Annotated in this window: 20 protein-coding genes; 13 read left to right on the top strand and 7 right to left on the bottom strand. The window is 33.3% G+C overall.

What is annotated here, in order from left to right:
* Positions 1–332: 332 nt before the first annotated feature.
* The 6 genes from Q4Q40_RS09360 to Q4Q40_RS09335 all read left to right on the top strand — a co-directional run bounded on the left by Q4Q40_RS09360 (position 333) and on the right by Q4Q40_RS09335 (position 8,779).
* Positions 333–1,313 (top strand): M28 family metallopeptidase, encoded by a 981-nt coding sequence (locus tag Q4Q40_RS09360; RefSeq protein WP_303301533.1) that lies wholly within the window; start codon positions 333–335, stop codon positions 1,311–1,313.
* Positions 1,306–1,989, top strand: coding sequence for an SDR family NAD(P)-dependent oxidoreductase (locus Q4Q40_RS09355; RefSeq protein ID WP_303301532.1), 684 nt, complete (start codon positions 1,306–1,308; stop codon positions 1,987–1,989). The genes Q4Q40_RS09360 and Q4Q40_RS09355 overlap by 8 nt, the downstream gene beginning before the upstream one ends.
* Positions 1,990–2,442: 453 nt before the next feature.
* Complete coding sequence (locus Q4Q40_RS09350; protein WP_303301531.1) at positions 2,443–5,169, top strand: T9SS type B sorting domain-containing protein; 2,727 nt, start codon at positions 2,443–2,445, stop codon at positions 5,167–5,169.
* Between the two features lie 15 nt (positions 5,170–5,184).
* Entirely contained in the window at positions 5,185–6,096 is a 912-nt protein-coding gene (locus tag Q4Q40_RS09345) for a PorP/SprF family type IX secretion system membrane protein (protein WP_303301530.1), read from the top strand.
* Positions 6,097–6,098: 2 nt separating this feature from the next.
* Positions 6,099–8,126, top strand: a complete 2,028-nt coding sequence (locus Q4Q40_RS09340; protein ID WP_303301529.1) for an OmpA family protein — start codon at positions 6,099–6,101, stop codon at positions 8,124–8,126.
* 17 nt (positions 8,127–8,143) lie between these two features.
* Positions 8,144–8,779, top strand: coding sequence for an HAD family hydrolase (locus tag Q4Q40_RS09335; protein ID WP_303301528.1), 636 nt, complete (start codon positions 8,144–8,146; stop codon positions 8,777–8,779).
* 8 nt (positions 8,780–8,787) lie between these two features.
* On the opposite strand, the gene Q4Q40_RS09330 is transcribed toward Q4Q40_RS09335, so the two are convergent.
* Positions 8,788–9,648, bottom strand: a complete 861-nt coding sequence (locus Q4Q40_RS09330) for an O-methyltransferase (RefSeq protein WP_303301527.1) — start codon at positions 9,646–9,648, stop codon at positions 8,788–8,790.
* Between the two features lie 126 nt (positions 9,649–9,774).
* Here Q4Q40_RS09330 and Q4Q40_RS09325 point away from each other — a divergent pair, with 126 nt between their 5' ends.
* From Q4Q40_RS09325 to Q4Q40_RS09305, 5 genes are all read left to right on the top strand, one after another.
* Complete coding sequence (locus Q4Q40_RS09325) at positions 9,775–9,921, top strand: hypothetical protein (protein ID WP_303301526.1); 147 nt, start codon at positions 9,775–9,777, stop codon at positions 9,919–9,921.
* 445 nt (positions 9,922–10,366) lie between these two features.
* The gene (locus tag Q4Q40_RS09320) at positions 10,367–10,984 is read left to right on the top strand and encodes a SprT-like domain-containing protein (RefSeq protein ID WP_303301965.1); all 618 of its coding nucleotides are present in this window, start codon (positions 10,367–10,369) and stop codon (positions 10,982–10,984) included.
* A gap of 92 nt (positions 10,985–11,076) precedes the next feature.
* Positions 11,077–12,159, top strand: a complete 1,083-nt coding sequence (locus tag Q4Q40_RS09315; protein ID WP_303301525.1) for a mannose-1-phosphate guanylyltransferase — start codon at positions 11,077–11,079, stop codon at positions 12,157–12,159.
* Between the two features lie 9 nt (positions 12,160–12,168).
* Positions 12,169–13,644 carry a DUF389 domain-containing protein gene (locus tag Q4Q40_RS09310; RefSeq protein ID WP_303301524.1) on the top strand — a complete coding sequence of 492 codons (1,476 nt, stop codon included), beginning with the start codon at positions 12,169–12,171 and terminating at the stop codon, positions 13,642–13,644.
* Between the two features lie 33 nt (positions 13,645–13,677).
* The gene (locus Q4Q40_RS09305; protein ID WP_303301523.1) at positions 13,678–14,565 is read left to right on the top strand and encodes an NHL repeat-containing protein; all 888 of its coding nucleotides are present in this window, start codon (positions 13,678–13,680) and stop codon (positions 14,563–14,565) included.
* Positions 14,566–15,086: 521 nt separating this feature from the next.
* On the opposite strand, the gene Q4Q40_RS09300 is transcribed toward Q4Q40_RS09305, so the two are convergent.
* The 5 genes from Q4Q40_RS09300 to Q4Q40_RS09280 form a co-directional block, all read right to left on the bottom strand.
* The gene (locus tag Q4Q40_RS09300) at positions 15,087–16,418 is read right to left on the bottom strand and encodes a polysaccharide lyase family 7 protein (RefSeq protein WP_303301522.1); all 1,332 of its coding nucleotides are present in this window, start codon (positions 16,416–16,418) and stop codon (positions 15,087–15,089) included.
* A 423-nt stretch (positions 16,419–16,841) separates the two neighbouring features.
* Positions 16,842–17,978 carry an NAD(P)/FAD-dependent oxidoreductase gene (locus Q4Q40_RS09295; RefSeq protein ID WP_303301521.1) on the bottom strand — a complete coding sequence of 379 codons (1,137 nt, stop codon included), beginning with the start codon at positions 17,976–17,978 and terminating at the stop codon, positions 16,842–16,844.
* A 511-nt stretch (positions 17,979–18,489) separates the two neighbouring features.
* Complete coding sequence (locus Q4Q40_RS09290; RefSeq protein WP_303301520.1) at positions 18,490–20,598, bottom strand: LodA/GoxA family CTQ-dependent oxidase; 2,109 nt, start codon at positions 20,596–20,598, stop codon at positions 18,490–18,492.
* A gap of 576 nt (positions 20,599–21,174) precedes the next feature.
* Positions 21,175–21,546 (bottom strand): hypothetical protein, encoded by a 372-nt coding sequence (locus Q4Q40_RS09285; RefSeq protein ID WP_303301519.1) that lies wholly within the window; start codon positions 21,544–21,546, stop codon positions 21,175–21,177.
* Positions 21,547–21,589: 43 nt separating this feature from the next.
* Complete coding sequence (locus Q4Q40_RS09280) at positions 21,590–23,116, bottom strand: hypothetical protein (protein WP_303301518.1); 1,527 nt, start codon at positions 23,114–23,116, stop codon at positions 21,590–21,592.
* Between the two features lie 707 nt (positions 23,117–23,823).
* Here Q4Q40_RS09280 and Q4Q40_RS09275 point away from each other — a divergent pair.
* Complete coding sequence (locus Q4Q40_RS09275; RefSeq protein WP_303301517.1) at positions 23,824–24,465, top strand: carbohydrate-binding family 9-like protein; 642 nt, start codon at positions 23,824–23,826, stop codon at positions 24,463–24,465.
* Here Q4Q40_RS09275 and Q4Q40_RS09270 read toward each other — a convergent pair.
* Positions 24,462–25,505 carry a LacI family DNA-binding transcriptional regulator gene (locus Q4Q40_RS09270; protein ID WP_303301516.1) on the bottom strand — a complete coding sequence of 348 codons (1,044 nt, stop codon included), beginning with the start codon at positions 25,503–25,505 and terminating at the stop codon, positions 24,462–24,464. The genes Q4Q40_RS09275 and Q4Q40_RS09270 overlap by 4 nt on opposite strands.
* Before the next feature lie 212 nt (positions 25,506–25,717).
* On the opposite strand from Q4Q40_RS09270, the gene Q4Q40_RS09265 reads away from it, so the two are divergent.
* On the top strand, positions 25,718–26,818 hold the full coding sequence (locus tag Q4Q40_RS09265) for a GHMP family kinase ATP-binding protein (RefSeq protein ID WP_303301515.1): 1,101 nt from the start codon (positions 25,718–25,720) through the stop codon (positions 26,816–26,818).

Below are 26,818 nucleotides of genomic sequence, written 5' to 3'. Positions count from 1 at the left end.
AACATAGGACGACATAGTGGCTCATTTTACTCAAAAGGATAATTCATTTCATGCTTGCAAAAGTTTGGTGCCATTCCGAAAGCTATCGAAAACAAAATATATTTTGTTTGAAGGTATGAAGCGTAGCTTTTGATGAAGCATCTCATGCTTTGCTCTGTAGATGTTATAAAGTTATGTTTATCAATAATATATGTTATTTTCCTTTTTTAATTTACGTCGAATTCACGATAATAAAAATGTTTAATTCAAATAAATGCTGTAGAATAAAATAGTTTCAATATGCCATTATTATAATAGTAGTTTTTTATCTTTAAACATTAAATTAATTCGGAATGAAAAAACTATTAAGTATTTTAATAATCATAATGTTTTTGGGTTGTGGTTCTCAAAAAAATCCCTCGGAAGAAAAGATAACGAGTGGTGCTAGTAATGATGTATCGATACAGGTTTTAAAAGAAGATGTGATGTCGAGTTTAGAGTATTTAGCTTCAGATGCTCTGGAAGGAAGAAATACAGGTAGTGAAGGTATTGAAAAAGCGGCTGTTTTTATTGAGAATTTTTTTAATAAAAATAATGTCCCACCTTATTTTAAAACATACAGAGATAGCTTTAATTTAAAGGACATTGTTGGGTACAATATAGTAGGATATATTGAAGGACATGATCCTAAATTAAAAAACGAGTTTGTGATATTAGGCGCACACTACGACCATATAGGTGCAGCAGAAGCTGTAAATGGAGACAGTATAGCTAATGGAGCAAACGATGATGCTTCTGGTACCGTAGCCGTTTTAGAATGGGCTAAGTATTTTTCTAAATCAAAAACAAATAAACGGAGTATTTTATTCACACTATATGATGCCGAGGAAATGGGATTAAAAGGTTCTGGTCATTTGGCAAAACGATTGAAAAAAGAAGCCTTTAATCTGTATACCATGATTAATTTTGAGATGATAGGAGTTCCTAGAGCTAAAGAAGAAACCATGGCGTATATTTCTGGATACGAAAAATCTAATATGGGCAAAAAACTTAATGAGTATAGTGATAGCGAAATTATTGGGTTTTTCCCTAAAGCTAAAGAATTTCAGTTGTTTATGAGGTCGGATAATTACCCGTTCTATAAAGCCTTTAAAATTCCTGCACATGCCATTTCTACATTCGATTTTACCAATTTCGATTACTATCATCATGTAGACGATGAGGCTGATAAAATGGATTTTGAACACATGACATCTTTTATAAATAAAATGATTCCAGCTTTAGAAGGTATGATTAATGTGGGAGCTAAAGAAATAAAAATGAACGATGAGTAAAAACATAATTATAACAGGAACAAGCAGAGGTATTGGTTTTGAGTTGGTGCAGTTATTCGCTAAAGCTGGTCATAATGTCTTAGCGCTTTCTAGAAATAGTAAACCAATAGAAGCCCTTCAATTAAAAAATGTTGCGTCATTGTCATTCGATTTAAGTGAAAATAATGATTATAAGAAAGTCGAAACTTATATTAGTTCTAATTGGAACCAGGTAGATGTTTTAATTAATAATGCAGGAACTTTACTTAATAAGCCTTTTTCTGAAACGACCATAGAAGATTTTGAATACGTTTATAAAACGAATGTTTTTGGAGTTTCAGAAATGACTCGAATTGTTATTCCTTTTATGAAACAAAAAGGACATGTAGTAACAATTAGCTCAATGGGAGGTGTACAAGGTAGTATGAAGTTTCCAGGTTTAGCGGCTTATAGTTCTAGCAAAGCAGCAGTAATTACTTTAACCGAATTGCTTGCCGAAGAATATAAGGAAACAGACTTATCATTTAATGTATTAGCTTTAGGAGCCGTACAAACCGAAATGTTGGAAGAGGCTTTTCCAGGGTATCAAGCACCTACGACAGCATTGGAAATGGCAGAGTATATCTTTGATTTTGCACTTAACGGACATAAGTATTATAACGGAAAACTGCTTCAGGTTTCTAATTCTACGCCATAAGTTATTCTATAATCTATAGCTGCATTAATTAGGCTTCCATCTAGTGATCAGAGTCTGGTAGTATTAGGGGAAATTATAGAGACTTCTAATTTCCTAATACTACTTTATGTCGATACATAATAAATGTTATAACTTTTTATGATTTTTTTTAATCAATAATCCTATACTTAAAATAAGTAGAGATTAGGTTAATTGTTTCATTTAGTTTACATGCTATTAAGTGTGTTTTTGAGTCCTTATGCCATGTGTAGTGGCAGTTTTTTATGTTAAAAAGGTATTTGTTTTCCTAAATTTGGTTATTTATCTACCTATTAGTCTTTTAAAAATATTTATCTTGCAGTAAATTTTAACCTACAGATGTTGAAAAAAAAACTACTCTTAGCCCTAATAATCTTTTCTATACCAAAAATTCAAGCCCAGTGCAATCTAATAGAAACAATTGATATTTGCGATATGACCACGATTGATGGTGATGGTGATGGTGTACCAGATGGAATTATTAATTTATATGATGCATTTAATGCAGTACATGGAGGCACCCCTATTTCTTTGGCAACAGGCCTCTGGCATGATCCAGGAGGTAATTTTGCACTTGACGAAACAACAGGAGATTTGTCTTTATGGAATTTAAGAAATTCCTCGATATCAGCAACCGATTATCAGTTTACAATAAATAATGCAAGTTGTGGTAGTGTACCAGCGGTAACTATTAACTTAGTTTTGGGTGCGTTTTCAGGTTATGCTAAAGGACTTAATGCTGGCGGTACAAATTTAGAAGTTTGCGATGTAGGTTCTACACCAAGGAATATATGTACTCTAATTGCAGATATTGATCTTTTTGAGTCTTTAGAGTCTACTGTAAATCCACACCGTAATGGCGTATGGAAGTATAACGGAAGTAGTCCTAATTTTATAAGCTTAACGGGGCAAAACTTATCAACTTTATCAGTTACAATTCCTTATGAAAAAGGACAAAATTTAGTAGATCGAGATGTTTTTGAGTTTACGTATACGGTGCCAGGCATGGCTGTACCACCTTGTGCTCCTTCTGCTCCTGTAGAAACAACTGTAACTGTTTCAGTTGTAAGAAAAGTGTTTTCTGGGTACCCTCAAAATAAGCGTATTTGTGAAAGAGATATTTTATATGGAAACTACAATCTTGATATTAATTTAAATGATGATAAATACCTATTATTAGAAGATTATGAAGGTCAATGGGAACTAGATCCTTTATCGTTTAATCAAATAACTTCTGTAAATGACTCATTGATAAATATAAGAGACATTTATGACCAGATAATAGATGGAGGCGCAAATCAACGGTTTGGGTGTGTGCAAGCAGATTATACGTATTCTGTAAAAAAACGTTCTGGAGTTTGTCAAGATACAGCTTCTACAGTTAGCTTTAAGATATATGAACATATAAGACCCTTTAAACAACGCACCAGACCATTTGAGCGTTGTGCAGCTAATGTTAAAGTAGATTTATTTGATGAATTAGAGTTTACAACAGACGTTAATGGTGTTGAATATATTTATGATAGTAACAGTTGTACAAATTGGAATTTTATTTTTGGGCCATCAAATTTAGGTCTGGCAAGCAATACAGGTTCCATATGCGAAACTTCTGTAGGTTATTCTTCATCAGGAACCATTAATTTGTTAAATGCAGATCCTGGAACATATGTTTTTGAATATGTGGTTCATGAAAATTATAATTGTAATCCAGATTCGTTTGAGGCATTGGATTATGCTTCAGATAGATGTAACCCTCCCCCTGTTTTAGGTGGTTGTGGTAATGAATCCGCTTTTGTAACCCTTACAATTCTTCCTAAAAACTATGCAGGTGAAGATACATTAGGTTTATCCTTTTGTGAAACAAATATAACAATAACCAATCCATTAGATTTATTTACTCTATTAACTACTAAAAACAATACGACCCCCATTTACAGAGGGCCTTTGGGAGAATGGGTTGATAATAACACAGGTAATGTGATTGCAAACCCAGTTACTTTACCAAATATAAATAATCAACAAACATTTAATTATACATATAGAACAACAACAGGGCCTCCGAATAATTGTGAAGACGAAGCAGACCTGTCTTTTACAGTATATGAAGCCTATCAATCAGGTATTAGTACACCAATAGATGTATGTAATACAAATCCAATTTTTAATTTATTTGATAGATTAGGAGGCGCCCCTAATACAACAGGAACCTGGTCTGGACCAAGCGGATTTAGTACAACAGATCACAATGCGATGTTTGATCCCGCTTCATCAGTAGCTGGAGATTATATATATACGGTTCCAGATAATAGAGATAGTACAGGAACTGTTGTATGCTCTGGTAATTCAGTAACTGTTACAGTTGTAATTCACCAAAGCCCTAGTGCTGGAAATGATAGTGGTCCATACGGAGTGTGTCGTTCAGATTTGGAAATAGATTTAGTCGATTATTTGGATGCAACAGCAGATCTGGGAGGTACTTTTCGTGATTTAGATATTACAAATGCACTTACAGGGAGTTTGTTAGATGTATCTCAATTAGTAGCAGGAACATATAGATTTGAGTATGGAATTCAAGGTCATACTTCCTGTGGTTTAATTACCTCTATAATTTTAATAGAAGTAGCCGAAGTAGATGTTCCAACGGTAGTTAATCAATCATTTTGTGCTATTCAGGGTGCTACAATTTCAGACCTTCTGGTAAGTAATGGCATAGATTTTAATTGGTATGATACAGCTACTTCAACGAATCGACTTCCATTAGGAACCGTTTTAATAAGTGGAGAAGATTATTATGTGGCTGCTATAGATAGTGAGAATTGTGAATCGGAAAGAGTACAAATAATAGCCTCCGTTTTACCTATAGATGATCCAAGTTGTGAAAGTTGTTTTAAAGATGGAATCTCTGTTAATGGAGATGGAGAAAACGACGTGTTTGATTTATGTGGTTTACCAAGAGTATTTCCAAATTTCGAATTGAAAATCTTCAATAGATACGGATCTACTGTTTATAAAGGAGATCGAAATACACCACTTTTTGAAGGGAAATCTAATGTGGCTTTAACTGTTGGAGATAAATTAGCTTCTGGAGTTTATTTCTATATATTCGATCCAAGAGATGGTGCTACATCCCCGATACAAGGAAATTTTTATTTAAGCAGGTAATAAGTCATGTATAGAATGAAAATTAAAATATTTATAGTATTCATAATATGTGGTTTATCTGTATTTGCGCAACAAGAACCTCAGTACACCCAATATATGTATAACATGAGTTTGGTGAATCCTGGCTATATGATAAACGAACCAAGTATTGTGCAAGTAGGTAGTTTGTATCGTACACAATGGGTTGGTATAGAAGGCGCACCAAAAACAGCGAATGCATTTGCTAATATTCCTTTAAGCGAAAAGGTAGAATTAAGTGTAAACTATTTAAATGATAATGTTGGAGGTAATGTAAACCTTAGCGAAAATGTATTTAATGTTAACGCAGCATATAAAATTAACCTTCAGAAAGATTTGAATCTGTCCTTTGGAATTAAAATGGGATTTGATCATATAAATTTTAGTGCATTAGGAAGTAATGTAGGTGGAGATCCTTTGTTTCAGAATACAAATAAAACAGTGATTAATATAGGTGCAGGAGTCTTTTTGTTCCACAAAAATTATTATGTCGGATTATCGTCACCCAATCTTATTCCCAGCGATTTAGATGTTAATAGCGATGTCGTATATAAAGATAAACCCCATGCCTTTTTAATTGGAGGTTATGTGTTTGATATTAATAGTGAATTCAAATTAAAACCATCAGCAGTTGTTAAATATGTTACAGGGTCGCCTTTATCATTCGATATATCTACAAATGTACTTTATCAAAATACATTTGAATTAGGCATATCCTATAGATACCAAGATGCCGTTGCCGGATTAGCAGGAATTAATATTACACCAAATTTAAAAGTTGGATATGCTTACGATTTTAACACGAATAAATTAAATACTTATAATAATGGAAGTCATGAATTTATATTACTCTATAGATTTGATGTATTAGGTTTAAGTAAAAAGTATTCATCTCCAAGATTCTATTAATTATGATAAAAAAAATCACGTTCATTGTTATAGCTTTATTAGTAGCGCAAATGTCATTTTCGCAAAGAAAAACAAGAGCAGACCGGTTTTTTGAAAAAGGAGATTATATAAATGCCGCTAAGTATTATGAGGAAGAAATTAAGAAAGAACGCCATAAAAAAGCTATAGAAAATATAGCAGTTTGCTATTATAATACATTTGAATACCGTCTGGCATCAAGATATTTAAAACTACTGGTAAAAGGAAGGTATGGAGAAAAAGATAAGACGTATGATAACCATTATAACTTTAAATTATATCAAGTATTATCGGCTTTAGGAGATTATGAAACAGGTTTGGATTATTTTAAGCTGTATAAAGAAAACATATCGGATACTTTAGATAAATCGGAATCTATTGAAATTATAGAAGCCTTTAAATTAAAAAATCCAGATTACAAGATCAAAAAGGCTCAGTTTAATTCGGAAGCATCCGATTTTGGAGCTGTAAAATTTAATGATAGCGTTTATTTTACTTCCGATAGGGATAATAAAGGTTTTTTAAAGAAAAAATATAAATGGACACATCAATCTTTTCTTGACATCTACGCAGTGAAAGTTGATGGGGATAATGATACACTTGGAGCTATTAAGCCGCTTACAAAAACCATAAATTCCAAATTACATGAAGGTAATTTCTGTTTTACTAATGATGGCAATACACTGTATATTTCTAGAAGTAATTATACAGACGGCAAGAAGGAGTTTAACGAGCAATCTACTAACAACATCCATTTATATAAAACGACTCGAGTAGATGGCAAATGGAACGAGCTAGAAAAATTAGAATTCAATAAAAACGGATTTTCTTATCAACACCCGGCATTGAGTCCAGATGGGAAAAAACTCTATTTTTCATCAGATATGGAAGGAGGCTATGGTAACTTCGATTTGTATTATGTGCGTATTGAAGTAGATGGAACTACTGGCGATCCCGTTAATTTAGGGGAAACCATTAATACAGCAAATAGAGAGCATTTTCCATTTATATCACAAGAAGGGGATTTGTTTTTTGCATCAAATGGTCATTTAGGCTTAGGGATGTTAGATATTTTTGTTTCAGAACAAATTAAAGATGAGTTTACAACTCCTGTAAACTTAGGAGCGCCTATAAACTCAAGATACGACGATTTTAACTTGAATTATCACAATGTTGAAGAAGGGTTCTTTTCTTCAAATAGGAAAAAAAATAATGATGAAATTTTCAAGTTTAAACAAACGGGAGAAATTTTCTTAAGAGAATATATTAATAGGTTTGAAGTAAGAGATGCCGAAACAAAAGAATACATTCCCAATACAATAGTGGTATTAAAAGACAAAAAAGGTGTCGAAAAATACACCAATACATTAGATTCTTTAGCTTTTTTTAATATTAATTTATTACCAGATAATTATGAGTTTTCTGGTAATAATGAAGCCTATTTGCCAAATACATTAAAAGTAAAGGTTCTTGAGGACCAAGACCAAAGGCATGTGTTGTATTTAAAGAAACTTCCACCGCCACCGCCAGTGGATCCCGTAGAAGTTATAATTGCAGAGAAGAAGATTGATAAAAAGTTAAAAGAAGATGACCCCAAACGGTTTGAATTGTTAACTGATGTTGAAGGACCACCAGTAATTGAAAAAGATGGGAAATTATTTTTTCAATTAGAACCAATTTATTTTAATTTTGATATGTGGAATATTAGGAGCGATTCAAAAATAATATTAGATGAATTGGCAGCTAAATTAGAACGTTATCCTAATATTCATTTAAAAATAAGTTCGCATACAGATAGTAGAGGAACCGTGCGCTATAACCAAATTTTATCTGAAAGACGTGCAGAATCAACCCGAAATTATTTAGCTTTGGAAGTCTATATAAATGCACGCAGAATGAAATTTCAAGGTTTTGGAGAGCTAGAACCCATTGTACCTTGCCCTATGTTAGACTGTACGGATGAAGAGCACCAATTAAATAGACGTAGTGAGTTTGAGATTATTGAATATTAAGATTTTTTATAGTACATATGAGTAAATATAAGTGTGTTATTTTCGATTGTGATGGTGTGTTAGTTGATAGCGAACCTATAAGTATTCAAACATTAGTAGATATCGCAAATGAATATGGAGCGAATATAGATTTGGAATACGGTATGAAACATTTTAAAGGGAGTTTTTTTGAAGCTTGTAAAAGTAGAATTGCTACACATGCCAAAACGATACTTCCTGATAATTTAGAAGATATATATCGAACACGAAGTTTTGAATCTTTTAAAAAAAATATGAAACCCGTTGAAGGTATAAAAGAAGTACTCGATAATTTAAAACAGCCATTTTGTGTAGCATCTAGTGGGCCAGAAAATAAGATTGAGCTTAATTTAGGACTCACAGGTTTATTACCTTTTTTTGAGAACAATATTTTTAGTTGCTATGCCATTAAAAAATGGAAGCCAGACCCTGCGGTTTTTTTATGGGCTGCAAAAACTATGGGATTTAAACCAAGTGAATGTGTGGTTATAGAAGATAGCTTGTCTGGAGTTCATGCAGCAAAAAAGGGAGGGTTTGATGTGTTTGGATTTACAGCTCATGATTATAATGATGAGTTACAAAGTGAGGCTACTAAAGTGTTTAGTAGTATGTCTGAGCTTTTAAAAATGTTGTGATGCTTTAGCTATATTCTAAGATTAAAATGATTTTCTTCCATCTTTTTTTTATCCTTATTCACGAGGCAAATTCCCCATTGATATAAATCAAATGAAGCGTTAATTCTATTATCCTTGTATATGTTTTTCCACACACTTTTCATTCCATTTGACCAATTTATATCATCAAATATCAAAATTGATTTATCGGATAAAAAGGGATACAATAATTCGAAATACTTTTGAGTGGCAGTCTCATCATGATGTCCATCAATAAAGACCAAATCGATTAATTCATTTTTATCAAGAACCTCTGGTAATATATCATAAAACTTTCCATTAACAACTTTGTAATCCTTATACTGAAGGTTTTTTAAACTCTCATTTGCAATTTTGGCTCGCTCTTTTGAGCCTTCAATAGTTGTGAGGTTTCCATTATGGTTTAGTTTTAATGCTAAGATTTGGTATGCTGCCGATACTCCAAGACTTGTTCCTAATTCTAAGCAATTAGTTGGTTTATGTGCTCTAATAATTTTAAAAATTAATTTCCCCCATTTCTTATTACTTGAAGCAATTTTGTGGATGTCTGAGATCTTCTGAATCGTAATGTTCCCTTCTTTTATATTTTGTTGGCTTCTTTTTGAGTTTGAACTTCCAGCCCCATAATCTACATTTTCAATGGTCTCAGATGATTTTAAATATTTTTTTTCTAATTTATCAACTTCATTAAGTGCCGCTTTTTCCTCCTCAGTCCAACTATTATCAGAAATTATAAAATCAATCACTGATCCCATAATTCGAATATCATTATCACTATTTTTTTTAAGTTCCTTTAATGTAGATTTTGTTTTAATTAAATATTTTAATTTGTTAGTCACTTTCTTTATCATCCTAATTTTGTTTATTGAGTTAATCACTTAGTTACACTAAATATCTAGGGTCTAGCTTAGTGTTGTCTATACAAGTTTGTTGTAAAATAACCAGTTACGTTGTTATTAAAACATAAAACAATAACAATGAAAACAAAACCTGAATTACCCGTAAGTGAAGGTTTAAAAGTAGTAAAAACAGATTTAAAACACATAGAAAAAAAGTTAGAAAATAAAATACAAACAACAAAGATTAAGTTCTCGCTGTTTCGTCCTAAAAAGCCTACCTATTAGTGCTTGGTGATCAGTTTTGTAAATGAGTATAGGTTGCTTGATAAGAAGTCATAGATTCTCCTTTTTATTGATTAGACAAAAATATAAAACAGGAAACCTTTTCGGTTTTTAGTGAGACTCATGCTTCATCTAAAAATTCTCCTACCTTTGGGTTGGATCTGCCTGCTTGCAAAGGAGGGTTTCCAATTATAGCGTTCTTTAGGAGTCTAATTTATTGAGTTTGGTGCTTTCTTAGAAACTGTTTAAATTTTATCCTTTAGTTTATTTTATTGCCTTAAGTCCTCATTCTGCGGCAAATTTTCTTTAAATAGCGATGCTATTCGCATTTATTTTGCCTTGACTGAGAACGTAATCCCACCCAAACTAATTCCAAAAACAAAATTTGAAGATTTTTCATACAAGTATAATAGTTGAAACTTTAAAGAATTCTCGTATTTTTGTTGTGATGCAAAATTTACTTCAAAGCTACATCCCAGAAAAAGCGTTGACTCAGGTTCTAAAACTTTTAGAACATGATAATTTGTTAATTAGAATTAAAAATGAACGTAAAACCCGCCATGGTGATTATAAACGATTGCCAAATGACCAACATGAGATAACAATAAATTCAAACCTCAATAAGTTTCGGTTCTTAATCACCCTTATTCATGAGATAGCCCATTTTGAAGCTTATAAAACCTATGGTAGATTTATAAAACCGCATGGTATAGAATGGAAGCGTAGTTTTCAGCATTTAATGTTACCCTTTATAAATCCAAATATATTTCCAGAACATTTGTTACCACTCTTAGCAAAACATTTTAAAAACCCTAAAGCAAGTAGCGATACCGATGCTAATTTAGCCTTGGCGTTAAAACAGTTTGACCCGCCAAGTAATAAAACTTATATTTTTGAAGTACCTTTAGGGAGTGTTTTTAAATTGTATAATGGTAAAGTATTTAAAATGGGTCAAAAACGAGTCAAACGTTTTGAGTGTATTGAAGTAAGTACAGGAAAGTTGTATCTTTTCAACCCTAATGCAGAAGTTGAGATTGTTATTCCTGAAGATGTAGGAATCTCATGAATTCAAACTAAATATCATAAGTGCGTTGTAAAAAGCACTTCTAAAATTATAAATAAACAGATTTCCGTTTTCACGGGAATGACATGATACATATGAAAAATAAAAACTATTATGCCATTTTAATGGCGGGCGGTGTCGGTTCTAGATTTTGGCCAGTGAGCACTCAAGATTTTCCTAAACAATTTCATGATATGTTAGGGACTGGTGATACATTAATCCAGAAAACATTCCATCGATTAGCAAAATTAATACCAGAGGAAAATATTTTTATTTTAACCAATGAGTGTTATAATGACCTCGTGTTAGAACAATTACCAAGCGTTACAAAACGACAAGTTGTTTTAGAACCTGCCATGCGAAATACAGCACCCTGTATTTTATATGCGTCATTAAAAATTCAAAAAGAAAACCCAGATGCTGTTATGATTGTAGCGCCTAGCGATCATTGGATTGAAGATGAAAATGCTTTTTCTAAAAATGTAGAACAGGCATTCGATTTTTGTTCTGAAAATAAAGCGCTCATGACTTTAGGTATTCAACCTACATTTCCTAACACAGGATATGGTTACATTGAATATGATAAGACCTCTACTAAAGAAATAAAATCGGTTAATCAGTTTAAAGAAAAACCTGTTTATGAGGTTGCGAAACAGTATATAGAACAAGGAAACTTTTTATGGAATGCTGGTATTTTTATGTGGAGTGTAAAAAGTGTTGTTGAAGCTTTTAAAAGTAACCAACCAGAATTATTTGCATTATTTGAAAAAGGTATAGATGTTTATAATACCGATCTTGAAGAAAACTTTATCCAAGATAATTATGGTAAGGCAGAAAACATTTCGGTAGACTATGCCATTATGGAAAAATCTAGCAATGTTTATGTAATTGCTGCTGAATTTGATTGGAATGATCTTGGTACCTGGGGGAGTTTATATGATAAGTTAGATAAGGATGACAGCAAAAATGCGATCGTGAATGCCAGAACATTATCGGAGGACGCTTCTGGAAATATGATTCGCACTAAGAACGACAAAATTGTAGTTGTTGATGGTTTGAAAGATTACATTATTGTAGATAAAGACGAGGTTTTGCTTATCTTTCCTAAGACAAAAGAGCAGGACATTAAAAAAGTACTCCAAAAAGTGAAGGATACATTTGGAGAACATTATGGGTAAAATATAATTATGAGTGAAGAAAGTAAATTTAATTTTTCAGACGAAGAAACTAATCAGGATAAAGCCGTTGAGCAATCAAAAGAAGCTGTAAAAAAAGATGCTAAAGGTTTGTTTAAAAGCATTAAAATCTTTTTTAGTGAGTTACTTGATTTTAGAGAAGATACCGACAGAGATGCAACTATTGAAGCTATAAAAGGAGATATTCCTTTTAAAGGAGCCACTGCTTGGATATTAATCTGTTCGATCTTTGTGGCTTCTGTAGGGTTAAATGCAAACTCTACTGCGGTGGTTATTGGTGCCATGTTAATTTCGCCATTAATGGGACCTATTTTAGGAGTCGGACTTTCTATTGCTATTAACGATATTGATACTTTAAGGAAATCGCTAATAAACTTAGCGACCATGATCGTTCTAAGTTTGCTAACAGCTTACCTGTTCTTTAAGTTTTTTCCAACTGCAGATTTGGTTACTAACGAACTTTTTGGACGAACAAAACCAGATGTTAGAGATGTCCTTATAGCCTTTTTTGGAGGCGCAGCATTAATTATTGCACGTACTAAAAAAGGAACAATCGCTTCGGTTATTTTTGGTGTTGCTATTGCTACAGCTTTAATGCCTCCATTATGTACAGCGGGTTATGGGCTAGCTCATAATTGGGACTATTTTGTAGGAGCTATGTATTTGTTTACTATAAACACGATGTTTATTGCATTGGCAACATTCATAGTGTTGAAGGTTTTGCGTTTTCCAATGCTAAAATATGCTAATTCTAAAAAAAGAAAGCGTATCGCCCAGCTTGCATCTATATTAGCAATATTAGTTATGGCACCTGCGATATGGACGTTCGTAGAATTTATAAAACAAAGTGGTTTTGAGAATGATTATAATAATTTTATTAAAGATGAAATTACATCTAATCCGCAGTTATGGTACCAAAATGGAACATTAAATACTGATGAAAAAAAAATAACGCTATATTTTAATGGAGAAATAGCAGAAGTTACAGAAGCCGATTTGCGAAATGAATTAAAACATTATGAAAAGATTGAAGCATTTGATCTTGAAATAAATGGAAATAAAAATAGAAGTATAGATAAAATATCTGATGCTTACGACAGGGCTATTAAAGAATTAGACCAAAAGGATCATGTCATTTCAGGTTTACAAAAACAAATTGCAGATTTGCAAATTGAGATTGTAGATTTAAACAAGCAAATAGAAAGTAATGACTCCCAAAAAAATTCAGTGTCGTTTACTAATTTATCACGTGATGCTAAAGTAAGATTTAGTGACTTACAATATTTTAGTTATGCAAAAATGCTTGAATCTAAAGATTTTATTAAAATTGATACCATAGCTGTGACCCATATAAAATGGAGGAAATCGATGAAGGATAGCCTGGTCTCAGTGAAAGAAAAAGAATTAAGTAAATGGTTGAAGCAAAAACTGAATTTAGATACCTTGGTGCTTAAAAGAGTGAATTGATAAATGGAGAATATATATTGAAAACAAAATAATATGATGAAAAAGTATATTTTATGTGCCGTTTTAATGACTCTATTGTTAAGCGTTTCTTGTAAAAAAAAGCAAGAAACAATTCCAGTTAAAGAGGATTTAAAAAAAACACCAAGCTTAGATTTAGTTTGGCAAACAGATACGCTTTTAACGACTAGTGAAGCGGTTTTATACCATAAAGAATCAGATATTATTTTTGTTTCTAATGTTAATAAGTCTCCATGGGAAAAAGATAATAATGGTTTCCTGTCAACCATAGATACTAAAGGAAATATTTTGCAATTAAAATGGCTTGAAGGATTAAGTGGTCCCAAAGGAATGGGGATTTTTAATGATAAGCTATATGTAAACGATATTGATAGAATTGTAGAAATAGATATAAAGACTCAAAAAATAATTAATACCTATCCCGTTGAAGGAGAACCACATTTAAACGATATCACTGTGGGACCAAAGGGAATTATATATGCGTCTGGATCAAATACAAATTCGATTTATGTTTTAGAGAATGGAGAAATTAGTACCCTTAAAACGGGAGAAGAAGGACGATTGAATGGATTATTACACCAAAGAAGAGGTGTTTTCTTTTTAGATTCTGGAAGACACTGTTTTGGACTTTATAATTTTCGTTCAAAAACGTCTATAGTACTTACAGAAGGTCTTGGGCATGGCGATGGCGTTATACGATTAAAAAATAATGATTTTATTGTCTCTAATTGGAAAGGGCAAGTGTTTTATATTGATGCATCCAATTGGGAAAAAAGACTATTGCTAGATACGCGAGAGGATGGCATTTATGCAGCAGATATCGATTATATTCCAGAAACACAGATGTTACTTGTTCCCACCTTTTTTCATAACAACGTTATGTGTTATAAGCTTAATTTGTAATAAAATACAATAAAAACCTGAGTTCGACCTAAGGAACATGAGGTTGTTTTTGTAAAATGCTGTTTATGAAACGTTTATCTTAATGAAGTAAATTTTAGATATCTGAAACATATTCAAATCTATTAATTTCAAGCTAAAAACCAATAAACATACCATCTTCTTCCTTAAATTATTATAAACTAGTCTAGCTAGTTTATAATAATTATAAGTTGAATCTAGCATATTTATTGCCTTTTATCTACGATCCTTAGATCAAACTCAGGTTAAAAGTAAAGAGGCTGTTTAACAATTGATAAACTTTGTGATTCAGAGCAAAACAATTTGTCATTCAGAGAAAAGTGAAGCATTTTATTTGTTTGAAAACCAAAATATTAAAATTTTATAAATTCTTCACAGCTTCACTGCTACTTTTAAAACAAAATATATTTTGTTTCTCGGTAAAATTCAGAATGACACTTTTTATACAGCCTCTTTACAGTTATTTCATAACATGCTTTGTTTTAAGTTAAACCTCTTTATTTTTAATGGGAAACGCTAAGAGATGAAATTCCCACTAACCCATAAACAGAAGAACCACTATGGCTACTAGATGTAGACTGTAAATAACATCCCACTTTAAAATAGTTGCCATCAGAATTTATACTTCCTGAAGTAAAAAGAGTACTCGTTCTTGAACCACTAGAATTTAATGCATAAAGTTTTACGATTTTATTTTTCATGGCCAATTCAAAAGAATAAGCGGTGTCCATATTAAAATTGAAATTAATGGACTGTCCACTACCTAATAATTCCTCAGTAGCATACCCTAGAAGCCTCAATGTTACAGAGCCAGAATTTTGTCCACTACTTCCTTGTACTTGAACTCGGAGGATGTCATCATAAGATGAGCCACTTTCTGCATGAATTTGACCAAAACATACCTTTCCAGATGGTGGTAAATCATCTACCCTAACGGTCCATTTCATTGAATGTTCCGTACTAGTGGTGCCATCCCAATGTATTGTGGAAGAACCGTTTGAAGTCATTTCTCTTAATTCGGTTCTTGGATTAGACGAACCTCCACTTGTTGGATTACCTGGGTACGTTTTAAAATAAGCAAATCCGTTAGAGCCATAAAACCAACCTGAGTTGTCATTTTTTGATGCACTGTCAACATAAGACAGCCCATTGTTGCTACTGCCTACATTAAGAGAACCAGAATATGCATTTAACTTCCAATTTGTGAGGCCACCTAAAATATCTTTAGCTGAACCGCTAGGAGGAGGAGTAGTACCGCCACCAGGTGTTCCCCAAAGTTCTATCTCTTTGATATCACTATAACCATTTGAAGAATTACCAGTACATGTAACTCTCATGTATCTGTTATTACTGTTAACAAGGTCGTAATCATAAAAATTACTAGTATTGCCTGGACTCGATTTAGTTCCAACAAGATTCCAACTGCCACTAGTTGAATTACGTACATGGAACTTCATTTTGTATACCCTGCTATTTCCTGCATGATGTGCAATTTTAACATAATCAATTAATGCTGTAGAACCAAGATCTAAATATAAATATACAGTTCCATTGGCAGTCCACCGCGTATTTAAATTGCCATCTGTGGCTTTTGCTGCAGAGTAAGTAGAGCTATGTTGTGCACTGGCAGAAACCGAATTAATCGACATCTTAACAGATTTATCGGATTTAGCAGTAGAAGGGATTTTTGTGTTTTCGTCAACTACTTGCTCAACATCATTTGTGGCCTCAAGAGCGAGATTTTCATTGGAACAATTTGTTACCAGAAGTAATAGGGCAATAAATAAAGCATTTAAGCAATATTTTTTCTTAAAAAAAAATTCATTTTTTTTCATAATATTATAGTTTAGTTTAAGCTCAGCAATGTTTAGTCGTTACTGCTAAGTTTTAATCTATATTATAAAAATCAAATTTTCTAAAAAGTGGTTTACCAAACTGCTTTACCAAATTGGTTTACCAATTTGGCGAGGCTAAAATAAGTAAAAATTTCGAATAAAATCAATAATTAAGCAAAAAAAATATTAAATAATTGAATATTTAATATATATGAGTGTGTTTTGTTAGTGTTTTATCACTATTTTTTCAATAAACTTGATTTTTTAGGAACTTAAAACCTTCATGCTTATTTAATAGAAAAGAATTGATGAGATGATGGAGACATAAGGCGTTGAGGCTATTCAATAGTTATTTAAAATGATCCAATTATTGTTATATCTGCTATTTATGTACTGGATGTATGAATCTAGAGCCTAATAGAGTTATGATAGTATATGATTAGGGTTTTTCCTTCGATTCCAAAAAGGAGAATGTGCCCAACGATTTTCCAATCCATAAAAATAATCTCTGCTTTTTTTGTATTTTTTAAAATCGGTTTCTAGAAAATCGTGATAGTTTTTTAAAGCATTTTCGTTCGAGTTATTTAAGATTTCCGTAATGGTCTTTGCTGCCTCCATACCTGTTAGCAAACCTTTATGAATACCAAGAGAACAAATAGGATCGTAGGAAGAAGCGGCATCACCAACAGCCAACCAATTTGGACCACAAGGTTGTGGTAGGGAAGATGATAAAGCAGGACTTGCTATTATTTTTTCGCATAGGTTTAAGTGCGGTTTTAACTGCAAAGGCAATACTTTGGTTTCTCTTAAGAGTGCCAGCCAGTGCTCAGGCTTAGTCAATTCATATTTGTTAACAACTTCTGGATCTGTTGCTAAGGCGGCAATAACACGTTTGCCAGGTAAAACCGCAAAATACCACCAGCCATATTCAACAGCTTCTAACATAGTAAGCGAACTAAAGTTGACGGCATTAGGTATCTCAATGAAACCAGAAAGAAAGATCAAACGATCAAGGATGTTTTTAGAAGGCCCTCTTTTTCTAGCGAATATAGCATGAGCTCCACTGGCATCTACCACAAAACGTGCCTGAATCTTGGTTGTTTCTTTTTTTTCATTTTGAATTTCTAAACAAAAACCTGTATTGGTTTCAGAAACAATGCTTTCAAATAGTGTTTTTGTTCGTAATTCAGCTCCTAATTTACAGGCTTGATTGGCGAGAAAACGTTCAAACTTGTTTCTATCTAAATGCCAACCCAATCCATGGGGATTGATAAAATAATCATTATAACCAGATTCGGCACTACCCCAAATAGAACAACTACCTCCCACTTGTAGATGCCCTTCCAACTTAAAGGCATGCCATATGCCTAGTTGCCGCAGTAATACATTGGTGTTCGGCGGTAGGCTTTCTCCTATTTTACTATCAGAATAACTCCCTTTTTCTACAATCAATACCGATTGTATTCCCAATCGAACCAATTGAATTGCTGTTGCTGTTCCTGCAGGGCCACCACCAATAATGACAACCTCGTAGTTTTCTGAATGTTTTGTTTTTTTCATACCTGTTTCAATGTAATCTTTCCTCTCCATGTAAGTAATACCATTTTCAACCTAAAATTAGAGCTAGTATTAAAAACGTGAAACTCGACATAAATTAAAAAAGATAAATAATGTATATTTCTGATAAACCATGTTTTGTTATGTCGACAGAGCGAAGCATGAGTGAGGAGATATCTCATAAAATTGAGATGCCTCCTCAAAAACTACGCTTCATACCTTTAATCAAAATATATTTTGTTTTTGATAGCCTTCGGAATGAACAATTTTATTATTTATATGCGCAAATTGCTTATTATCAATATTTAATATATCGAACTGACGTTAAAAACAAAATAGATGTCTACATAAAAAAGATATTCCACGACATTGAGTATCTAATCAAGTCGTGGAACACATATTCTTAAAATCTATTTAATCGAAAGGAATTTCTCCAGGCTTTACCCCAAGCCTGTCTGGCTGGCAAAGGGAAGCTGGCTTTAAGAAATTTTTTATTTCGTATTACTCAAATTATTCACGAAGACTTTGGTAAAAAATTTGGCCATGGTGGTACAGACTCACCGTCTTCAAACTGACTTTCTGCTTCCAGATACCAACCCGTAGGATAACCAAAATCGTCGATCCCATCAATGGTAGTAGCTTCCATGACTACGCCTATTTTTTGCCAATTAGTCATAATGTCTTCGATGGACTGGTAACGACACACATTCTGTTCAGGTGTTCCCGAACTTTTTGGTACTGATGGATCTTTAATAGGATCTGTTCCAGGGCCTCTTAAGGTAAACCACTGAGCTTTCTCAGTATACGGTTTGGTGCTCGTAAATACCGCAACTGGACGTTGGGCTGGCCAAGACCAGAAACTATAATCATCATAAGATGACGGTCCGTATGAAGGAGGTGCTGATGTTGGATAAACTGTAGTTTCATTTGTGGAAGGTGGATGGTTAGCACAAGAGTTATAATCAGTATGCCATGGTATGGCCATTAGTTTAAGTATATCACCAGGTTGAATTCCTGTTGTGGAATGAAAAGGAACATAACCTTCTGTTAAAAAGGCTTGTCCAGGTGTTATATTTCCATAATCGAGTTGTTGGGAATTTATTCTAAAAGGTCCCGTATTGGAATTTTCCCAATCGTCAATGTACAAATCCTTATTCCGTACTATCCAGGTTAGATCAATACCAGGACTAAAACGACCTCCCAAACAATTGAGAAGGGTGTTTTGATCCAGTAGTTCTCCCGCTCCCAATACCGAAGAGGTTTCATTACATTTTTTTAAACTCCATTGCGTTAAAAAGAAATATTGTGTTTTTGTAACACTCAAGAAACTTTGCCCAGAGTCTCCAAGGCTTAACGGCATGTATGGCGATGGGCTACCATCTGGAGCATAAATGTCAAATTGATCTTGATTAGGGTTTCTAAGTAGTGTAAAGAATTTATTAGTGGGCGAGCCGCTATTGTAAGTTGTAGGACGACCAGCGTGTGGATTTCCTCCAGAGGTTGACCCAGGGTATAATGGAAGATTAGCAATCCATTGCTGGAGTTCGGCACCTTCAAAAACTCCTGTTACTTGATTGTCAAATCCTGGAATGTAATTGTCATTAAAAGAAGTTCCATCATACAATTCTGGAATCAATCTTAAATCACGCACCCATGCATCGTAGATATCCTCCCAAAGAGAAACGACATTTTTTATCTGAGGGGCATATGATGGATCTGTTGCTGCTACCCAGGCACTGCCTTGTACAGCTAATTGAGAGCCATCACTTAATACTATAACTGCAGAAACAGGGCCGTCTCCTGCATCGTCAAACCAACCATTGTTATCTACTGGACCTGTTAATTTCTGTTTTCCCCAGTTGGCCGATTTCCCATAACCACCAGTTACGATCAAGCGTCCAAATTCATCTGTTTGAAGCTCTCCTAAAGAGGTAATGGGACCTTGTGGTTCTATGAGGTCATTGAATGCATCACCAGGAAAAGATTTAGGATAGTTGGCAATTTCACTTACAGTCTTGCTTATATCGTTATAATAAGATGCCGTTGTATCCTTATCAAAAGCAACGGCTGGTGTATTTACCCCAGATATTGTACGTGGTCCTGGATCAATGAATAGTGATTTTAAACGTTGTGGGTCTGCTGCTGGCGCTCCTGCTGTTGGATAATCGGGATTTCTTAACGGCGGTAAATTACCATTGCTAAATGTTGTGGCTCCCCCGCCTCCTGCAGGATCAGACTCATAAAATTGGGCTTTTTTATTAGCCATATGTACAGACCAAATAATATCTGTAACCATTTGCCCATTAACACTAGAGCCAATTTTAACTTCTTGCAAGGTAGCATCTGGACCTAGAGGATATGTCTCTTCTCCAGTTATTGCAGCATATTGATAAATTTTAAAACGTGCTGCCTGGCGTTTAAATTTTTGTTCGGTGGTATTATCACGTAAATCATCACTGGTAATCGTAGTTGATTCTGTACCTTTTTTTATAGGTAAGCCGCCGCTAATGTCACCAGATGTGTCTCCAGCAGCTGTTTCAGGAGCTAGATAGTATTCATCACTGTTTCCCACTCGGGCAATGCCAATAGCAGGGTGAATTCTAAAATTTAAATCATTACTCATAAATTTTGTTGTTTATATTAATTTATTGGTTGCAACTGTATTTAAAAGGATGAACATAAGTGTATGTCGCTTTCAACTTCTAAAAACTTTTGGCATGAATTCACAGGAATTCAGTTTTACAATGTTTATTCTTTTGGTATATCTCGAAGTAGACTTTCAGTCTGCCAAAACGAACCTATGGACTAGAAGTCCATAGGAGTGGTGGTTTAGTGTTTATTATAATTTGTAATAAACTTATCTTTAATAATACTATACTGTCACAATGAAAAATTACTCGTTGAAAATCTTCTTTAAATTAATTTTATTAGTCCGCGCTTATTACGTGGCAGGAAAACTCAATTTTGAGAAATCTGTAAGACGCATTCAAAATTGTAAGTTGAACTAATCCCGCTAAAAGTAGGGTCTAGGTTTAATACCTCGACCCTTGTGTCGATTCCTATTATTGGGTTCAGGGCTTGCCCTGAGGTTTGACCTTTTTATTCTTTAACTTAAAAGCGTTTTATACAAACGCTTCATTAAAATAATGAGAAGCCGTTAATAATTTTTTTATTAAAGTGTTAGCATGTATAGTTGTAATTATGTATTATAAGTGTTTTTAGCAAACTCAGGGCAGCCATTGTCTATCCAGTCAGATAATGCTTGAATAATAGCAGTTTGAGTTGGGATTTCTGAATTATACGGAGGACTTGGCTTTGGCATATCTGGGAATCCCGTTTTATTGGCAGCACCTCCTTTTAGTACCTGAATAATATTTGAATTTTCCGAATCATTTATAACAAGGATAGGAATCCCATAAACAGGAACCGTTCCTGTTGTGAACTCCGTATAGGTTAAGGTTGTCCAAAACGCACCATGCTGTGCTAGTCCTGGAGTAAGGCTGTTTGCTGACACGAAATTGTTTAGCTGTGTTGTTACATCTGCATAACTGTTAATTGTTACTGTACTCATGTTAATTGTATTTTAAAGTTAGAAATAATTAGTTTAGAAATAATTAGTTTTGTTTTAAAGGGAATCCTTGTGAATTCTGGTTTACCACTTTTACCCCAGATGGATAATCTTCAGGAGCTTCAGGAATAAAGAAATTCCCTTTAGCAGAAATAACACTAAAGTCATAACCTCCGGTTTGTCCTTGAGATCCATGACAACCTAAACAACCACCAGCAGTGAATGCCTCAAACTTTGAAGTCCCACCAGATTCTACCAACTTGTGTACTTTAGGAGTGTTAGGGTCAACAATATTAGCAAATGTTCCTGTTAGTGTCCCTTGGAAAAATTGAAGTGTATTGTTTGTTTCTGTCACAAAATTTGATAGAAAGAACGTTTGAGGTGGTACTTCTGCCGTTGGATTGTTTGTTACTTGACCTTGGATACCGATAAGTTGATAATTAGCCCATACGATATCATTACCAAATTGCGTTTTCAATTGGTTTTGAACCTGTGAATTGTAAGCAACCAAATTAAAAGAACCATCTGTACCATCTGGTATTGGATATTGTCGAATGGCTTTAATAACCCCTCCTTCTGGAATAGAACGCCCTGGTATGGTTGTGCTATCTACTTCGGCATGTGTATTTACAAATCGGAATCCATTTTTTTCGTTTGAAACATGTTCAAATGTTGCGTATGTAAACGTTTGGAATTCGGGTGTTTTTTGGATAACATGCAATCCTATTAATAAGAATATATCATTATGAACTTGAAAGGTAGGACTCTTCCCCGAATACCAAATAGCTTTTGTATGATGAAATTCGTCTAGATTGTCGGCTGTTGGGTCATAACGTCTCCAGGTGGCTTTCATTTCTACAGAGCCATTAGGGAGTTCAAATAAAGGACTTCCATAAGTTTGATTGTTAATCTTCTTCATGGTATTTCCAGCAGCGTTATTGCGGGTTGTTTGATTTTGAAAACTATTGTCTTTAACATAATCATATATTACATTATTCGCCTTAGCTTCATATAATAAAGATGCATCTGTAGTATTTGGAGATATCATAGGCGTATAATACATATCAGCCAAAGTAATCTCGCTTGCTTCGTCTAAATTATTAAATAACGTTTTAGTTGCTCCAGGGCCGGGGGTAATGGTTACAAAAGAAGGATATTGATAATTAATAGGAGCATCTTCTATAGCAGGTAAAGGGCCTTGTGGGCCAGGATAAAGTTCTACTCTATGAGCAAAGGTTTCCCAAACAACAGTTCCTCCAGCCCCTGTTGCTCCAAGTGTAGCTGTAGAAGGTGTACCACGTTTGTAACCAGACGAAGCAGGATTAGAGTTGGTCGCTGCTGGCCAATTTACAGCGATAAATTCTTGCCAGGCAAATTCTGCCATTTCTTCCGGGCTGGAATTATAGCCTCCTTTAGGATCTGTTGGCACTGTTGAAGAAAACGTAATTGGAGCAAATGAGTGCCCTGTATTAACGGGTTTGTATTTTGAAAACTCAGTTTTCTTAATTGTAAAAAAAGCCAAAACAGAAAAGCATACAACGGTTACTGTGAGTATTTTAATAATTTTTTTCATTATACTTATTATTTATTTGTTGTAGCTAATATATTACTTTTTTTAAATAAAATGTAAGTTTTATACTATAATATGTAGGATTATTTTTTCGTTAATAAAACATTAATAAAGTAGAAAGAGTCATTGAAACCGATATGTGTTCAGCCTTTTATCGAAAAGAATTTTTCTAGGCTCTGTCTCGGGGCTCAATGTCTTTAAGTTAAGAGTTTTTAGCACCTCAATTGTCTGTGAGCGTAGTCGAAATGCTATTAAAAACTATGGTTATAAGGTCTTCGATTGCGTTACCATTGACGAATTTTATAAATGATTAATTTACAATCGTTTGTCATTCGGAGCACAGCGAAGAATCTATATAATTAATCTCTAAAGATTCTTAAGTCGTACCTCCTGAATGACATCCCAATTACATCATTTCATCCGCTAGTTAAAATTTTTAACACACATCTCAGACTGACATTTTAGCCTTAACTTAAAGACATTGAGTGCCTGCCTACAGGCAAAGGCTGGTACAGTCAATTTTAAGAATTTTTTTATTCTCTTTATCATGGAATGCAACTTTTGTTTTTAACTCAAAAAATTCAAATTTAACAGAAGACATCCATCTAGAATAAAATTATTAGCTATTTTGTGGCCAATTGAAAAAATTAAAACACTTCTACAATAAGCTTCGAAAAGGATATCTTATTTTAGGAATTTTATAAGAGAAGATGAAAATATATAATGTAAATTCAATACCAACTAAGCAATTAATTATTACAGGGAAAGGCGATTCTAATCTTTGGGATAACGCTCATGTTTTAACAGATTTTAGCTCACCTTGGGAAAACAAAAAAGAAGCTAGAACAGAATTTAAAGCTTTGTGGGATGAAGATTATTTGTTTTTTTGTTTTCATGTTTTTGATGATACCATACATATAGATAATACAGACACTGGTTTTAATAGTATAAATGTTTCAGATAGAGTAGAGCTCTTTTTTAGAATAAATCCATCTCTTACACCATATTATTGTTTGGAAATAGATCCAACTCCAAGAATTATGGATTTTAAAGCCTTTCCAAATAAAGATTTTAATTTTGATTGGGATTGGCCAAAACAGGATTTGATTGTAAAATCTAATTCTAATAATAAAAGGTTTACTGTAGAAGGTAAAATAAGTATGACATCTTTGAAATCCTTAAATTTAATAAATAATCAAACGATAGAAACTGGGATTTACAGAGCAAAATATTATAAACAAAATGATTCGACCTATAAACCTGTCTGGATAACTTGGGTTGATCCAAAAACAGAAACTCCAAATTTTCATATACCTGACTCATTTGGAGTATTAAAACTTGTCGATAATTAATTTTCTAAATAAGAACCCAAATTTTCAGAATTTACGATATCTATAGGTAACAGCTTTTTGCTAGGAATTTCTTTCTTAAAAAGGAAATGCTCAACTAAATAAGTTAATCCGAGATAAGTTTGTGTTTTGGGGCTTTGGTGAATTAAAAATGATATAATATTGCTTTTTAATAAATCAATATTTTCAGTTAATAAATCGTAGCCAATAAGTTTAATGTTTTTGAAATTGTTCTGCTGAAGAATTTCTACGACTTTATAAGCCTTAGATGTGGTTACAAAAATCCCAGAAATATTTTGATTAGATTTTAAAAACTCTATAAGTGACTGATAAAGGTTTTCTTGCTTTACACTAAGTACCGACACATTATTGTTTGTGCCTCTAAATTCGCCAAAATAATCTCTAAATCCTTTTTCTTTTTGTTGCATATGTATGGCATTATTGAATGTCTCATCAATATGAACAATAACGACTTCAGATTTTTCAGGAACAATCATATGCATTAATTGAGCAGCAACTCTACCACTTTGAAATAAGTTCTGGCCAACGAAACTAACCACTTGCTTCGAATCTATTTGATTGTTAAAAATACTCACTATAATACCAGCCAATTGATAATTTTTAGCAACACTTACACTTTCTTTATAGAATAGGGGGGTTAGTAAAACAGCATCTGGCTTTAATTTTAAGACTTTGTTGTTAACATCTTGGAAAGATTTGGTGCTTGTTGGACTGTAAAAAAACAATTTAATATTTACTCCAAAAGATTTGAATTCTTCAATGGCTTGATTAGCTCCTAAGATACAAGGTTCCCAAAAACTATCTTCCTCAGGATTAGGAAGCACCAGACAAATGTCATAAATTTTATTGTTTTTTAGATTTCTAGCCATGGGATTGGGCTGATAATCAATTTCCTCTAGTAATTTTGTAACGGCATCAAAAGCTTTTTGAGAAACTTTCCCCCTTTTATGTATTACTCTGTCTACTGTTCCTTTTGAAACGCCAGCTAATTTGGCAATATCTTTAATAGTATATGTTTTCATATAGAGCAAATATATAAAACTTAAGAGTAACATTACAAAAAATGTGCTCGATAACATTATTTTTGTGTGTTCGAGCACATTTTTGTGTGTTTTCCTTTTTTTATTGAAAATAAATAAATACATTCGGCACATAATAACAACTAAAAAGGATGATTTATTAACAAAAAAGTAATGTTAACATCTGTTTTAAAATCAAAATTGTTCCAATTTAAATGAAAGAAATTATATCAATAGCGCCAGGAAGAACATGCTTATTTGGAGACCATCAGGATTATTTAGGTTTGCCAATAATAGCCTGTGCCATAAGTCTTAATATAAAATTAACAGCTACTGAAAATGGCGGACGAACATTAAATATCAACACACCAGATATTAATGAAAAGCGAATAATACATATTGATGATGATACAACGACGATTTCTAAAGGAGATCATTTGTTATATGCTCTTAGAGTTTTAAAGCGGCATGGTTGTATTCCTAATAAAGGTTACGATATTGAAATAATAGGAACCTTACCAATTAATGCAGGAACTTCAAGTTCGTCTGCTGTTGTTGTTTCGTGGGTGTACTTTTTAATCGAAGCCTATGGAGTTACTGCAGATGTAACCCCTGAATTTATATCTCAAATGGCCTATGAGGGTGAAGTTTTAGAACAAGGAGCACCAGGAGGTAAAATGGATCAATACAGTATCGGCTTAGGTAATATTGTTTATGTAGAAACGGGAGATAATTTTTCATATGAAATAATTAACAGCCCTTTAGAAGGTCTTATAATTGGTGAGTCTGGAATCCCTAAAGAAACCGTAGGACTTTTAAGTAAATTAAGAGAAAAAGCTTGGGAAGCTATTTTCTGTGTAAAAAAAGAAATTAAAGACTTTGATATAAAAAAGGCAAAAAGAGAAGATTTAAAAAAGTATTTGAACTACATACCAGATACTTTACAACCCTATTTTCATGCTGCTGTTATAAATCATGATATCACAAGAAAAGCTTTGGTTGAATTTAAAAAAGAGTATCCAGATTTCAAGAAGCTAGGAGCCTTAATGACCGAACATCATAATATCTTAAAAAATGCTTTAAAAATTACAGTTCCAACTATTGATGCTATGATAGAAGGAGCATTAGGTGCTGGTGCGTTAGGAGCTAAAATAGTTGGTTCTGGCGGCGGTGGTAGTATTGTTGCTTTAGCGCCACAAGGTAAAGAACAACAAATTATAGAAGGTATTAAAAATGCTGGAGGAAAAGATGCGTATCAAGTATCGGTAGATCCTGGCGCAAGAATAATAAACACAACTAAAAAGGTAAACGTATAA

The organism is Flavivirga jejuensis (genome assembly GCF_030540765.1).
Lineage (GTDB): Bacteria > Bacteroidota > Bacteroidia > Flavobacteriales > Flavobacteriaceae > Flavivirga > Flavivirga jejuensis.
This window is presented reverse-complemented; position numbering and strand designations above follow the sequence as displayed.

Excerpts from the sequence above, each read along its gene's own strand:
- Q4Q40_RS09350 (WP_303301531.1), top strand. The coding sequence starts at position 2,443 with ATGACCACGATTGATGGTGATGGTGATGGTGTACCAGATGGAATTATT.
- Q4Q40_RS09275 (WP_303301517.1), top strand. The coding sequence starts at position 23,824 with ATGAAAATATATAATGTAAATTCAATACCAACTAAGCAATTAATTATT.
- Q4Q40_RS09305 (WP_303301523.1), top strand. The coding sequence starts at position 13,678 with ATGATGAAAAAGTATATTTTATGTGCCGTTTTAATGACTCTATTGTTA.
- Q4Q40_RS09330 (WP_303301527.1), bottom strand. The coding sequence starts at position 9,648 with ATGATAAAGAAAGTGACTAACAAATTAAAATATTTAATTAAAACAAAA.
- Q4Q40_RS09345 (WP_303301530.1), top strand. The coding sequence starts at position 5,185 with ATGAAAATTAAAATATTTATAGTATTCATAATATGTGGTTTATCTGTA.
- Q4Q40_RS09335 (WP_303301528.1), top strand. The coding sequence starts at position 8,144 with ATGAGTAAATATAAGTGTGTTATTTTCGATTGTGATGGTGTGTTAGTT.
- Q4Q40_RS09290 (WP_303301520.1), bottom strand. The coding sequence starts at position 20,598 with ATGAGTAATGATTTAAATTTTAGAATTCACCCTGCTATTGGCATTGCC.
- Q4Q40_RS09325 (WP_303301526.1), top strand. The coding sequence starts at position 9,775 with ATGAAAACAAAACCTGAATTACCCGTAAGTGAAGGTTTAAAAGTAGTA.
- Q4Q40_RS09340 (WP_303301529.1), top strand. The coding sequence starts at position 6,099 with ATGATAAAAAAAATCACGTTCATTGTTATAGCTTTATTAGTAGCGCAA.
- Q4Q40_RS09270 (WP_303301516.1), bottom strand. The coding sequence starts at position 25,505 with ATGAAAACATATACTATTAAAGATATTGCCAAATTAGCTGGCGTTTCA.
- Q4Q40_RS09300 (WP_303301522.1), bottom strand. The coding sequence starts at position 16,418 with ATGAAAAAAAATGAATTTTTTTTTAAGAAAAAATATTGCTTAAATGCT.
- Q4Q40_RS09265 (WP_303301515.1), top strand. The coding sequence starts at position 25,718 with ATGAAAGAAATTATATCAATAGCGCCAGGAAGAACATGCTTATTTGGA.
- Q4Q40_RS09280 (WP_303301518.1), bottom strand. The coding sequence starts at position 23,116 with ATGAAAAAAATTATTAAAATACTCACAGTAACCGTTGTATGCTTTTCT.
- Q4Q40_RS09315 (WP_303301525.1), top strand. The coding sequence starts at position 11,077 with ATGAAAAATAAAAACTATTATGCCATTTTAATGGCGGGCGGTGTCGGT.
- Q4Q40_RS09355 (WP_303301532.1), top strand. The coding sequence starts at position 1,306 with ATGAGTAAAAACATAATTATAACAGGAACAAGCAGAGGTATTGGTTTT.
- Q4Q40_RS09360 (WP_303301533.1), top strand. The coding sequence starts at position 333 with ATGAAAAAACTATTAAGTATTTTAATAATCATAATGTTTTTGGGTTGT.
- Q4Q40_RS09295 (WP_303301521.1), bottom strand. The coding sequence starts at position 17,978 with ATGAAAAAAACAAAACATTCAGAAAACTACGAGGTTGTCATTATTGGT.
- Q4Q40_RS09285 (WP_303301519.1), bottom strand. The coding sequence starts at position 21,546 with ATGAGTACAGTAACAATTAACAGTTATGCAGATGTAACAACACAGCTA.
- Q4Q40_RS09320 (WP_303301965.1), top strand. The coding sequence starts at position 10,367 with ATGCAAAATTTACTTCAAAGCTACATCCCAGAAAAAGCGTTGACTCAG.
- Q4Q40_RS09310 (WP_303301524.1), top strand. The coding sequence starts at position 12,169 with ATGAGTGAAGAAAGTAAATTTAATTTTTCAGACGAAGAAACTAATCAG.